Below are 12,393 nucleotides of genomic sequence, written 5' to 3'. Positions count from 1 at the left end.
TATGTGAGTGAGCGCTCACTCACAAGCCGAAAGCGCAGCAAGTTCGGCGAGCCGCGACCGATCAAACGACTCGGGTGAGCTGCAAATACGAATCGGCATAGAGCGTGCTGGTCGACGGGTGCGTGACATTCTGCGCCCAGAGCAGCCGAACCTCGCCAGCGGTTGCGCCGGTACGGATGATTCCGGTCGGCGTGGCGGCGAGTTTTACGGCGGCACCCACGCCGCCCATCGAAACGGCCTCGGAGCCGTTGACGGATCGTTTTGGTTCGCCGGTCGCGGTTGCGGCGGTCGTGCCGAGGCCATCTGGTGTCCACACGATCGTGGCATCGGCCGGTACCTGCCAAGCGAGTCTCAGGTCTGCGGCCGGGTCGCTGGACCAGTTGAGAAATGCGCTGAATGTGTATGTGGAATTGGGTGTAAGGGTGAGCCCGAGATCATTGTCACTCTGTAGCTGTGCCCAACTGACAACGTGTTCGTCGACAGGCTTGCGAGCAAACAGCGTCGGCGCTACCGGGGTGCCGGCGACCTGCAACTGCTTGGCTGTGAATGAGACCGGGTGCCCGGTGAAGTCGAGGCGCCCGGTTGCATCGGTGTAGGTCGCAGCGACCTGGCCGGCGCTGCCGAAGGTCAGCAGCTTGTCCGTGTAAATCAGACGCACGTTGGAATTGACGAACGAGCACAGCGCGATGTCCTCTCCCCAGGAGATCTGGAAGCGGGTGATCTTCGTCTTGAGGTCGGCGTTGCAGGTCTCGAAATTCATATGCTGATGAATCGTGTCGACCGGGTTTGGCGAATCGTAGTGTGCGGTTATCCAGCCGATCTTGTAGAAGTCGGCCTTTGGCACGTTGAACGTCGTCCCCGGATGGTTGGTGGCCGCTCCGGCTTCGTGGGGGCCGGCCTCGAGCCACTGCTGGATTTCGAGTAGCGCTCCCTTGTGGTTCTCGCCGGTTTGGCGCCACACGGTCGCCGGGTTGTTGATGTTGAAGCCAGAACCGACCAGACCGTCGTCGTCCGAGTCCCAGCGAGTCTGGGCCTGCATCCGGATTCGCTGTTTGGACTTGGAGTCGATCTCGATGCCGCCGGTGTTCGCGAACACGGTGAGGGCATGCTCGGCAGCGTCGCCGATCTCTGTTGCCGAATTGGCGGAAGCCGCTCCCGTGACGGCTAACTTGCCGGTGATCGTGTCGCCGGTGTCGAGCACGTACTGCGGATATGGGTCAGCCTCCGCGGCGCTGGCCTCGCCCGGCTTCAGCAGGGCCACGCCCGCGGCTCCGACGGCAGTAGCGCCGGCGAGCTTGAAGAACCGCCGCCGACTCGATCCGTCCCCTTCTGGCCCGTCGATTGCGGGAGCCAGCATGGACAGTGCGGCACTGTCGGGACGCGGCGAGTCCGCTGTCGCACCTCGGGTCGCGATGGTCCGCTGAAGTCTTTCGATCTCCACTTGCTGGTCTCGCAGCAGCTGGGCAAGCTCTTCGATCCTGGCATCTGCCGTCATCTCGGGTCCCTTGGTCGGTGGCGACTACTTCGTCGCAGAATGTCACGCGGAGTAATTATCGGAGCCTAAGAAGTCAGCGATGTAACAATTCTCGCTTACGATGAGTAGTCGATTGTGGGAGCAAAATCGCTATGGCTCGGGCTTCAAAGCCTGCAAACTAGGTTCATGGTGAGTGCTTCAACGACCACGGCGGGCCCCCGGGTCACCGTTCTGCACACCGCCGATCTGGACGGCGTTAGCCTGCGCGCAGCGCGGACGTTGCTCGACGACGTCTTCCACCCAGACATGTCAGATGCCGACTGGGAACACTGCCTGGGCGGCCTGCACGCCATGGTCTGGGACGGCGCGGAATTGATCGCTCATGGATCAGTGATTCAACGCAGATTGCTGCACCGCGGCCGGTCGCTGCGCACCGGCTACGTCGAGGGGGTCGGCGTTCGTGCGGATCACCGCGGTCGCCGGAATGGGGCCGCAGTGATGGCAGCGCTCGAACGCGTGGTGTTGGCGGCGTACGACCTGGGAGCGTTGGGCTCGACCGATGAAGCCGTCGGGTTTTATACAGCGCGCGGTTGGAAGTTGTGGCGAGGACCCACTTCAGCGATGACACCGACCGGGCTGACCAGGACGCCCGCCGAGGACGGCTGGATCTATGTCTTTCCGGCGGCGGCCTCGGTTGACCTCGCCGGCGAGCTGAGCTGCGACTGGCGCGAGGGCGACGTCTGGTAGCTGAGCCACGGACGTTGGCTCCTGGCGAATCGTGTAACGGTCGGCATCCATACGGTGCCGAGCGTTACACAATCGGGCAGGATGGGATCGGTCCAAGGACGACGAAGGGAATCGCCATGACCGAACAAACCCGCGATGATCAGAACGACGGGCGCCGCGTGGCGTTGATTACCGGCGGGTCGCGAGGTATCGGTCGGTCCGTGGTCACGAGACTGGCTGCGGACGGATTCGATATCGTCGTGAATTACGCGGGAAATCAGGCTGAAGCCGACCAGGCAGTCGCCGAGGTGTTGCAACTAGGCCGCCGCGCCTTCGCCGTTCAGGCCGATGTGGCCGATGAGAACGCGATCGCTCGGTTGTTCGACCGCACCGAGAGCGAACTAGGCGGTGTCGATGTTGTCGTCAACGCCGCCGGACAAATGATTCTCGGACCAGTGGCTGAGTTCGACCTGGCCGCGCTTGATCGAATGCATCGGACGAACATCAGGGGAACCTTCGTCATCAATCAGCAGGCAGCGAAACGTGTCCGCGCCGGCGGGGCGATCATCAACTTTTCCACGAGCGTCGTGAAGTTGGCGCTGCCGACGTATGCCGCTTATGTCGCGAGCAAGGCGGCCGTGGAAGGGCTCACCCTCATCCTGGCTCGAGAGTTGCGCGGGCGCGATGTCACGGTGAACGCAGTGGCGCCCGGTCCGACCGCCACGGCCCTGTTTCTCGACGGCAAAGATGAGGAGACGATCGCGCGAATGGCAGCGCAACCTCCACTGCAACGCCTCGGGCAGCCTCAAGATATTGCTGAGGTCGTCGCCTTTCTGGCCGGCCCGGGCCACTGGATCAATGGTCAAGTGATCTACGCGAACGGCGGCATCGCCTGATCGAGGCGTGATCAACGCAACCCGTATACGTCCGAGTCGCTAGGACGACCCCCTCGTATACCGCTCTCCTCGGGGGGCTCGTCGGGGACTGGTGGCCGACGGGTGGGGGACTGGTGGGCTAAGTACGTCACATGAACTCGGTTTCCTGGCGATCAGCGGTTAACGTCAAAGGCACATATCTGCCATGTAGTTGGCGACGCCGGAACCTGGCGTCCACTGCCCCCCCAAGGACTAGAGGTAAAACGTGTCTGACCCAGTTATCGTAAGTGCGGCTCGTACCGCTATTGGTACGGCTCGAAAGGGCACCCTGGCCAACACCTCTGCCGAAGATCTCGCCGTTCTCATCCTCGACGAGACCGTGCGACGCTCGGGCCTGGACCCGGCACTCTTCGATGACGTCATCTTCGCCGAGTCGATGTACGGCGGTGGCGACCTCGCACGTTATGCGGCTGTCGTTAACGGCATGATCACCGTCCCCGGACAGGCTCTGAACCGGCACTGCGCGGGCAGCCTCACCGCGATCGGTAACGGCGCCGCTGGCATCAAGTCCGGTATGGAGCGCGCGATCGTCGCCGGTGGCGTCCAGTCGTCCTCGACTTCGCCCGTCCTCAGCAAGCGCGTCGCCGGCACGGTTGACCAGTTCGAGCCGTGGTTCCCGCCGACGCACCCGAACTCCGAGCTCGCCCCGATCGCCGACGTGTCGATCTTGGTCGGCCAGAACACCGCCAACGAAGCGGGCATCACCCGCGAGGAGATGGACCGCTGGGCGTGGCGCTCGCACCAGCGTGCCGCGGACGCGATCGAGGCCGGCAAATTCGTCGACGAGATCGTTCCGATCAAGGTCCAGGCCGCCGATGGCTCGATCGTGGAGTTCGCGGTCGATGAGCACCCTCGCCGGTCCAGCACGCTGGAGAAGCTCGCGACGTTGAAGGTCCTGCACCCCGAGATTCCCGGGTTCTCGATCACGGCCGGCAACTCCAGCGGTGTGAACGACGCCGCTGCCGCAGTTGCCCTTACCAGCGCAGAGTTCGCCGCATCTGAAGGCCTTACGCCGATGGCCAAGGTCATCGCCTGGGCCGCCGCCGGCGTCCACCCGGCGCGGATGGGCTTCGGCGCGCTCGATTCGATGCAGAAGGTCCTCGATCGCGCGGGTCGCACGACCAAGGACATCACACTCTTCGAGATCAACGAGGCGTTCGCATCAGTTCCTGTCGCTGCCTGCAAGCTGTTCGACCTGGACGAGGAACTCGTCAACTTCAGCGGTAGCGGCTGCAGCCTGGGTCACCCAGTGGCCGCTTCAGGTGCACGCATGATCAACACCCTCATCTATGAACTCCAGCGTCGCGGCGGTGGCCTCGGTCTCGCATCGATGTGCGCCGGTGGCGGCATGGGTGGCGCAGTTCTGATCGAGGTCTAGATCGCCGATCCGGTCGCGATCGCCGTCAGCGTGAACGGCGTCGATGGTTAGGCCACTCATCGGGGGCTAGCGATCGACGGGGCCGCCGACACATCGCAGAATGGTTCTGGGCTCGGGCGTCAAACGAAGAGTTTGATTGCTCCGGCCCAGGACCATTCTGTTTTCAGTGGTTGTGATGCTGGCCGAGTCGAAGGCTTGAGCTAATCTGCCAATATGAAATTCGGTTTCTCGCTCGGGGGCCTGAGTCCTCGGTTCTATCCTGCCCTTGCCCAAGAAGCCGAAAGTCTCGGTTTCGAGTCGGTGTGGGTCCCTGAACATCTCGTGTTGCCGGCCGAATTGCCTGCGACCTATCTGTACACCGAGTCCGGCGAGGCACCGATAACGGCGAGTACCGCCGTCTACGACCCGTGGGTTTTACTTGGCGCAATCGCGTCGATGACCGAAACCATCCGTCTGGGGACGAACGTCTATGTGCTGCCCTTGCGGCATCCCATCATCACCGCACGGTCTGTTTTGACGGTCGACCGGATTTCGCATGGCCGCGTGACCTTGGGCGCCGGTGTCGGCTGGCTCAAGGACGAGTTCGACATCGTCGGTGAATCAGCGAGCAACCGCGGCAAGCGGGCAGATGAGATCATCCCCTTGCTGCGGCGGCTGTGGAGCGAAGAAGTCATAACTCACAAGGGCACGTACTACGATCTGCCGCCCCTGCGATTCGAGCCCAAGCCCTTTCAGAAACCGTCCATACCAATCGAGATCGGCGGTACGTCGCCAGCCGCATTGCGGCGAGCCGGGGCGCTGGGCGATGGCTGGATCGAGATCGGTGCACCGGACGGCGAGACCTTCACGTCGATGCTCGGTGTCGTCCGTGAGGCCCGAAAGACCGCCGGTCGCGAAGACGAGCCGTTCATCGTCAGCGCGAGCGCGGACAGCAATCTGGACGCTGTCCGCCGAATTCGTGAGCTGGGAGCGGATAGGGTCATCACCGGGCCGCGGGGCTATGAAGGGCGTCCCACCAAGCAGACCTACAGCGACGCGATGGCGCGGTTTGCCGACGAAGTCATCAATAGGCTCTAGCGAGTCCAGGAACTGCAGGACCGAGGTGTGATCGAATCGCTCGCTTGCGCCCTAACCGCCAGCGGTCCAAGGTGAAACGACGATGCACGGCACTCGGAGTCCCGCCGATAGGTAGGCCGAGTGCGTCCTGGTAGACGTTCCAGCTGACACCGGCGGCCTCGAGGATCCTGAGTGTCCGGTTTGGCAGCTTTGAGGGATGCGTCAGCTAGCCTGGTTCCACTTCGTCGAGCGGTACTTCGCTGTCGGCCAAGCGTGCCGGATCCACGATGACCCGCGAGGTGATCAGCTGCTTGATCGAGTCGGTGACGTCCCAGACGTTGACGTTCATACCCGCGAGCACCCGGTTGTCGGCGAGCCAGAAGGCGATGAATTCGCGCCGTTCCACATTGCCGCGGAAAACCACGCGGTCATAGCCACCCGGTTCGACGTAGCCGACATATTCCATGCCGAGGTCGAACTGGTCAGTGAAGAAGTAAGGCAGCTCGTCGTATGAGGCGACTTGCCCGAGCATTGCGGCCGCCGCCGTGGCTGGCTGCTTCAGCGCGTTTGCCCAGTGCTCGACACGGATGTGCTTTCCGAACAAGGGGTGAAAGGCGTTGGCCACATCGCCGGCAGCGAAGATGTTCGGATCGCTCGTGGTCAGAGAAGCGTCTACGACAACGCCGTTGTCGACCTCGAGCCCAGCTGCCTCGGCCAGCTCGGTGTTCGGCCGAGCGCCTATCGCGATCAGTACCAGGTCGGCATCGACGGTGCTGCCATCGGCGAGCCGAACGCCGCTCGCTCGTCCGTCTTCAGTCAGGATCTCAGCGAGGGAGGCGCCCAGGCGCAGGTCGACGCCGTGCTGGCGATGCAGCTCGGCAAACACCGCGGCCACCTCCGGTCCCAGCACTGTAAGGAGCGGTAGCTCAGCCGACTCGATGACTGTTACTTCCAAACCCGCCTCGCGGGCGGTCGCGGCCACTTCCAGACCGATCCAACCTGCGCCGATCACGACCAGACTTGATTTCTGACCGAAGCTTGCCTTCAAAGCTTCGGATTGATCGATAGTGCGCAGATAGTGCACCGACCGTGCCTCAGCACCAGGCAAGGTTAGTGTCCGGGGGTTCGACCCGGTCGCGAGCAACAACTTGTCGTAGCCGAGCGTGCTGCCGTCGGCGAGGCTCAACACACGTGCCGTGCGATCAAGGCTCACCGCTTGAGTTGCCAGCCGTAGATCGACGTCGTGGTCGCTGTACCAATCCTTGGGATGGACGAACGCGTCGCCCCGGGCTGCCTTGCCCGCTAGATAGCCTTTGGAGAGTGGCGGACGCTCGTACGGTAGCTGATTCTCTGCACCGATCAGGATTAGCTCACCGGCGAAACCCAGATCTCGTAAGGCCTCTGCTGCTTTGGCTCCGGCAAGGCTTGCACCGAGGACGACGAAACTCTCGGAATCATTCACTGATGCACCCTCTTTCGCGACCGACCTTCAGCGCATTCGATTTCGACCCTACCCGCCGCCGCATTCGTCGGCTGGAGCTGTTCATGCTGCCGCACCTGGGTAGTTCGGGTCGGGATACACATCGACCTCGCCGGCTTTGACCGCAAGCCAAACCGGCGTTCCCTCCGCGAGGTCGAGGTCTGCGACAGCATCGGCGGTAACGTCCACCAGTGCCGACGGCGAACCGGCGACCTGGATTCGGACGCGGTCGGCGAGCAACTCCAACCCGCTGACGGTTCCCGGCCAGATGTTGCGTGCGCTGGAATTGACGGGTGGGCTCGTGTGCAGCGCAATCGCGGTCGGTCGAATAGCGGCTAGCACCCGGGCCCCGCCGGCGGCGACCAATACCCCGCCTGCGGCGACCATGACCCCGCCTGCGGCGACCAATACCCCGCCGCCGTCGATCGTCACTCGGATGCTCGTCTGGTCGGCGGCACTGACCGTAGCGCCCAGCGCGCCCGGGTACAGGTTCAAGCCGACAAGGCGAGCTACGTACTGGGTTGCAGGACGCCGCCCTACTTCCGCGGGGGTGCCTTGCTGGACGATCCGGCCCTCCTCGAGCACAAGTAGCCGATCGGTCATCACCATGGCCTCCAGGGGATCATGGGTGACGATTAGCGTTGGGCCGTCGAACGCCTTCAGGTGCCTTCGTAATTCGGCGCGTACCTCTAGCTTGGTTCGAGCATCTAGGGCGGCTAGGGGCTCATCCAACAACAGCATGCCGGGATTTGACGCAAGCGCTCTGGCCAGCGCCACGCGCTGAGCCTGTCCGCCGGAAAGCTGGCCCGGTTTCCGGTCCGCGAACTCACTGAGACCGAGCCTGCTCAACCAGTCGTCGGCCAATCGTCGAGCGGCGCGCCGACCTTGACCATCCGACCGTGGCGCAAACGCAACGTTTCCCCGCACGGACAAGTGCGGAAAGAGTCGGTAGTTCTGAAACAGCAAGCCCACCGGTCGCTGCTCGGCCGGCAGAAATCGATCGGTGGCCGCGTCATCGAGTATCTGACCGTCAAGGCGGATGCTTCCCCACGACAACGAGGCGAGGCCTGCCAATGCGCGTAGCAGGGTCGTCTTCCCGGCACCGTTTGGTCCGAGAACACCTAGTATTTCTCCCGGTGCGACCGTGAACTCCACATCGAGGCGAAAGTCGTCGCGATCGATTACGGCGTGCACAGCCAGCCCGGTAGGGGCCTCAGCCGAGTGTCCTAGATCGGAAAGGTCCTCGGGGCCGCCTTCATCACCGATCATGGCGTCGAACCCGCCCGCAACCAGCGATCGCGTAGCGCCACGAGCACGACCACCGCCACCAACAGCAGCACGAGGCTCAGCGCGATCGCAGCTTCGGGGTCGGTCTCGAGCGCGTTATAGACAGCCAACGGCATCGTCTGCGTGGTGCCTGGATAGTTGCCTGCGAACGTGATGGTTGCGCCGAATTCGCCGAGCGCCCTCGCCCAACAGAGCACGGATCCGGCCGCCAGCGACGGCCCGATCAGCGGCAAGGTCACTCGGCGAAAGACGGTGAGCCTGGACGCGCCGAGCGTGGCCGCGGCTTCTTCCAGACCCCGATCACTAGAACGCAAGGCACCCTCGACGGTCACGATGAGAAATGGCATCGCTACGAAGGTCTCGGCAACGATGACGCCGGCGGTAGTGAAGGGCAGCGTGAAACCGAACCAATCGTCCAGATACCTGCCCAGCAGGCCGTTGCGCCCGAAGGCGAGCAGCAGGGCGAGCCCCCCGACCACGGGCGGCAAAATGAGCGGCAGCGTGACCATGGCTCTGAGCAGTCCGATGCCCGGAAACCGAAGACGAGCCAGCACCCACGCGAGCGGAACGCCCAACACCAGCGATGCAACAGTCGCAGCGGTCGCGCACTCTAGCGACAGCCGTAGCGCGGTCAGGACCTGGGTCTCGGACAGCAGCCTTCCCATGCCTCGCCAGGGCGCGCGCACGAGCAGTGAGACCAGCGGCAGGATCAAAAAGGCAAGCCCCAGCAGCGCCGGTAGCACGATCAGTACGGGTGCGCGATTGTCTGCTCGGATGGCGCGTTGCGCGCCGTCACCGCGCCGCCTGCGCGGGCCGAGCGATCCAGTGGCTGGACTGTTCGCCGCGGCCTGTCTGTCGGCCGGCGTGCCTTTCACCTCGATGGGTCAGGGCTTTTCGAAACCAGCGGCCGTCATCACACTCTGCCCGTCCGGAGACAGCACATAGGCCGTGAAGGCTTGTGCTCCGTTTGGGTTGCTGGCCTTGGTAAGCGCTGCGATGGGGTACTCGGTGGAGGCATTCACGTCGTCGGGGATTTCAACGCCCTTGACCTTGGTGCCTGCCGCTAGGACGTCCGTCACGTACACGACGCCCGCGTCCACCTCCTTGAGCTCTACCTTGGCCAGGGTGGATTTGACGTCAGGTTCGAGAGTTACTGGTTTTACGGTGATGTTGGCGTTCTTGAATACCATTGCAGCAGTTGAGCCGCACGGGACCTGTGGCTGGCACAGGGCAACCTTGACGCTGGACTTCGCCAAGTCCGCGACGGCCGCTATGTTGGCTGGATTGCTCGGCGGAACGGCGATCTCCATGACGTTCTTGACGAAGTTGGTCGATGTGGTGGCGCCGCCGGCCGCGCTCACCTGTGTCATGTTCTTGACCGCCGCTGACGCGAAGACGTCCGCCGGCGCGCCCTGAATGATCTGCTGAGCGAGGGTAGAACTGGCGCCGAAGTTCAACTTCACCGTGACGCCGGGGTGGGCAGCCTCGAACTGCTTTGCCAAGGTCGTGAAGGTCCCCTGTAGCGAGGCCGCGGCGAACACGACGACAGTGCCCGTTACCGCCGACGCTGACGAACTCGCACTCGAGGCGGCTGTCGAACTACCGGCTGCGGGCGCTGACGACTTGCTCGACGAACTGCAACCTGCGACGAGCAGGGCGGCGGTCGCGATGGTCGTGGCCATGACCAGGGATCTACGGGGCACGCGTTTCTCCAGGTGTTCGGCGGCGGTGTCAGAGGTCAGATCGTCACTACTGGTTACGCGACCTGACGGCTCCGCGAATGATCTCGACAGTCTATCCGCAGGCGCGGAATTTTAGACAGATCGGTTCCGCATCAGCGTCTCATCAATGCCTATCCGACCAGAAATGCGAGCTGGCGGGGCGCGCTCTCACGCCGGGCGTCGCTGTGGCCATTCGGGCAGGGCGCCCGTCAGGATCACATCTTCGGCGACATCGCGGATCTTGTGGTGCTGATGTTGGGAGAAGACCCGCAGCATGTCGAATGCCTCCTGCTCCTGAATGCGATACTCCGTCATCAGAATGCCGATCGCGATTCCGATCCTGCGGTTGGAGGTAACCGCGACTTCGAGATTCTGCGCCCGCTCCAGCGACGTCGCGGCTTCGATGCCGATCGTTGCGTGTTCGGCGAACATCGCGCCGATGTCGACCCGGTCGTCGGTGAAGAAATGTGGCTGCCGTGACGCCATGATGAGCGCGCCCATACTGCGGCCCCCGATGTCGAGTGAGTATCCGACGGCAGACAGAAATGGATCGTCTTCCTCCAGTACCTTCGCTCGATAGGCGGGCCACCGGAAGTCCGTGCGGATGTCCTCGACCCGGATCGTGGCGTGGCTTTGCAGGCACGACCAAGCGACGCCCTCGCGAACCTCGGACAGAATCTCGTTGAAACGTTCTGCCAGCACGAGCGTGGTCGAGGCATGCAACTTTGCCTGGCCCTGCGAGGTCATCGACCAGATCGCGGTCGAATCACAGGCGAGGACGGTCTGAGCAAGTTCGACTACCCGTCCGGTAGTCGACTTGAGATCGCCTTGCGTAGCCAATTCGCGAGCTATCCGCGCGAACACGTGGGCAGCATCGCGCGCAGCAGGCATGTCATCCATGGCTGTTGAGCCCTTTCAATGAATTCCTGCATCGGCCTGCTGCTAGACCAAAAAGGAACCTTAGGGAATCAGACGCCCGGAATCTAAGCTAGCGGTCCGCGGTGACGTGAGAATCACACCTCCGCCACCGAAATAAGCGTCCTAACCGGCTTAAGTCGAAGGCCACGCGCGTCGTGTTGATGTGATCTGCTGAGGGTATGTCGACCTTCACGACCGCAACCGCGACGACAACTACACCTGGCGACTGGCTTGTCGAGGCGGCGAGGCTGGCCCCAGACACGCCTTGCCTGATGATCTCGGAGGAGCGGACGAGGGCGAACGTCACGCGCGTCGCGGAGGAAAGCGCAGCGCACGGCAAGCGGCTGCGTCCACACACGAAGACGCACAAGATGATCGAGATCGCGAACATGCAGCTCGAAGCCGGGGCCGCTGGGCTTCAGGTTGCCAAACTCGGCGAGGCCGAGGTGATGGCCCGGACGGGGGTGGCTGACCTACTCGTGGCCTTCCCTGTCGTGGGGCAGCCGAAACTCGATCGGCTGATGGCGCTCGCCGCGCGCACATCGGTCAGCGTGTCACTTGATCGACTCGAAGTCGCTCAAGGCATCTCGGACGCGGTATCAAGGGTCGTAGGGGCGAGCGACGAAGTCGCCCAGGCGCGCGAGATCGATATCTTGCTCGAGATCGAGACCGGTCTACAGCGGGTTGGCGCGGAGCTCAGCGCTGTTCCGGGCCTCGCAAGCGACATCCGGCGGCTACCCGGTCTCAGGCTTGTCGGTGTCTTGACACACGAAGGGCATGTCCTGAAGCGGGCGACCAGCGACGATGAAAGGGCTGCGATGACTGATCAGGCGGCTGGGATCATGGTCCGAGCCGCCGAACAGCTCGAGGCGGCTGGCGTGCCTGATCCGCTTATCTCGATGGGATCAACGCCTACGTGGCGGTACCTGTTGGAGATACCGGAGGTGGCTGAGGTGCGACCAGGCGGTTACGTCTTCTATGACATGAACTCGGTAGCGGTGGGTGCGGCCTCGTCCAAGGATCTCGCAGCGGTCGTCGTCGCGACAGTTGTGTCGGTGTCAGCGAAGCGGGGCGAGTGTGTCCTGGACGCTGGTTCGAAGAGTCTTAGCATCGAAGGGCGGACGCTTGAGTTTCACGAGCGTGAGGGCACTGATCGCTCAGGCCGTGACGAGAGTTCGCAGCTTGTGAGCTTCGGTTACCTGCCCGAGCTGCAATCGCATGTCGTGCGGGTGAGCGAGGAGCACAGTGTCGTCGCCTGTTCGCAGAGCGTCCCCGCTATCGGCGAGCGGTTTGCCGTTGTTCCGAACCACATCTGTCCGGTCGTCAATCTCTTTGATGATGCGACCGTTTTGAGCACAGTCGGCGGACTGGTTTCGTGGCAGGTCGCGGCACGCGGCAAGGTGCGATAGCGGCTCGAC

The 12,393-nt window shown here is 63.2% G+C and carries 11 protein-coding genes; 5 read left to right on the top strand and 6 right to left on the bottom strand.

The annotated features are described in order from the left end of the window. Positions 1-61: 61 nt before the first annotated feature. Positions 62-1,495 (bottom strand): hypothetical protein, encoded by a 1,434-nt coding sequence (locus ACSMXN_RS16895; protein WP_022914737.1) that lies wholly within the window; start codon positions 1,493-1,495, stop codon positions 62-64. 165 nt (positions 1,496-1,660) lie between these two features. Here ACSMXN_RS16895 and ACSMXN_RS16890 point away from each other — a divergent pair, with 165 nt between their 5' ends. The 4 genes from ACSMXN_RS16890 to ACSMXN_RS16875 all read left to right on the top strand — a co-directional run bounded on the left by ACSMXN_RS16890 (position 1,661) and on the right by ACSMXN_RS16875 (position 5,590). Then, positions 1,661-2,221 carry a GNAT family N-acetyltransferase gene (locus ACSMXN_RS16890; RefSeq protein ID WP_022914738.1) on the top strand — a complete coding sequence of 187 codons (561 nt, stop codon included), beginning with the start codon at positions 1,661-1,663 and terminating at the stop codon, positions 2,219-2,221. Positions 2,222-2,337: 116 nt separating this feature from the next. Beyond that, a complete protein-coding gene (locus ACSMXN_RS16885) occupies positions 2,338-3,096 on the top strand; it encodes an SDR family oxidoreductase (RefSeq protein ID WP_022914739.1) in 759 nt (252 codons plus the stop codon). 244 nt (positions 3,097-3,340) lie between these two features. Then, positions 3,341-4,513: a thiolase family protein gene (locus ACSMXN_RS16880; protein ID WP_022914740.1), complete on the top strand. Its 1,173-nt coding sequence runs from the start codon at positions 3,341-3,343 to the stop codon at positions 4,511-4,513. A 213-nt stretch (positions 4,514-4,726) separates the two neighbouring features. Next, entirely contained in the window at positions 4,727-5,590 is an 864-nt protein-coding gene (locus tag ACSMXN_RS16875) for an LLM class F420-dependent oxidoreductase (protein ID WP_022914741.1), read from the top strand. A 205-nt stretch (positions 5,591-5,795) separates the two neighbouring features. Here ACSMXN_RS16875 and ACSMXN_RS16870 read toward each other — a convergent pair whose 3' ends face one another. From ACSMXN_RS16870 to ACSMXN_RS16850, 5 genes are all read right to left on the bottom strand, one after another. After that, entirely contained in the window at positions 5,796-7,031 is a 1,236-nt protein-coding gene (locus ACSMXN_RS16870) for an FAD-dependent oxidoreductase (protein WP_022914742.1), read from the bottom strand. Positions 7,032-7,112: 81 nt separating this feature from the next. Further along, on the bottom strand, positions 7,113-8,318 hold the full coding sequence (locus ACSMXN_RS16865; RefSeq protein WP_022914743.1) for an ABC transporter ATP-binding protein: 1,206 nt from the start codon (positions 8,316-8,318) through the stop codon (positions 7,113-7,115). Then, positions 8,315-9,211, bottom strand: coding sequence for a molybdate ABC transporter permease subunit (gene modB, locus ACSMXN_RS16860; RefSeq protein WP_022914744.1), 897 nt, complete (start codon positions 9,209-9,211; stop codon positions 8,315-8,317). Before modB ends, ACSMXN_RS16865 begins: the two co-directional genes overlap by 4 nt. A gap of 9 nt (positions 9,212-9,220) precedes the next feature. Beyond that, positions 9,221-10,039, bottom strand: coding sequence for a molybdate ABC transporter substrate-binding protein (gene modA / locus ACSMXN_RS16855; RefSeq protein WP_455407606.1), 819 nt, complete (start codon positions 10,037-10,039; stop codon positions 9,221-9,223). A 186-nt stretch (positions 10,040-10,225) separates the two neighbouring features. Next, positions 10,226-10,957, bottom strand: a complete 732-nt coding sequence (locus tag ACSMXN_RS16850) for a GAF and ANTAR domain-containing protein (RefSeq protein ID WP_022914746.1) — start codon at positions 10,955-10,957, stop codon at positions 10,226-10,228. Between the two features lie 197 nt (positions 10,958-11,154). Here ACSMXN_RS16850 and ACSMXN_RS16845 point away from each other — a divergent pair, with 197 nt between their 5' ends. Next, a complete protein-coding gene (locus ACSMXN_RS16845; protein WP_022914747.1) occupies positions 11,155-12,384 on the top strand; it encodes an alanine racemase in 1,230 nt (409 codons plus the stop codon). The last annotated feature ends 9 nt before the right edge of the window (positions 12,385-12,393 follow it).

This window comes from Parajatrophihabitans canadensis, from assembly GCF_053764775.1.
Note: the sequence above shows the minus strand (reverse complement) of the source record. Positions and strands in the feature narration are given on the sequence as shown.

Bases quoted from the DNA above. Each gene is read 5' to 3' on its own strand.
- ACSMXN_RS16890 (WP_022914738.1), top strand. From the start codon at position 1,661: ATGGTGAGTGCTTCAACGACCACGGCGGGCCCCCGGGTCACCGTTCTG.
- ACSMXN_RS16845 (WP_022914747.1), top strand. From the start codon at position 11,155: ATGTCGACCTTCACGACCGCAACCGCGACGACAACTACACCTGGCGAC.
- ACSMXN_RS16850 (WP_022914746.1), bottom strand. From the start codon at position 10,957: ATGGATGACATGCCTGCTGCGCGCGATGCTGCCCACGTGTTCGCGCGG.
- ACSMXN_RS16865 (WP_022914743.1), bottom strand. From the start codon at position 8,318: ATGATCGGTGATGAAGGCGGCCCCGAGGACCTTTCCGATCTAGGACAC.
- ACSMXN_RS16875 (WP_022914741.1), top strand. From the start codon at position 4,727: ATGAAATTCGGTTTCTCGCTCGGGGGCCTGAGTCCTCGGTTCTATCCT.
- ACSMXN_RS16895 (WP_022914737.1), bottom strand. From the start codon at position 1,495: ATGACGGCAGATGCCAGGATCGAAGAGCTTGCCCAGCTGCTGCGAGAC.
- ACSMXN_RS16885 (WP_022914739.1), top strand. From the start codon at position 2,338: ATGACCGAACAAACCCGCGATGATCAGAACGACGGGCGCCGCGTGGCG.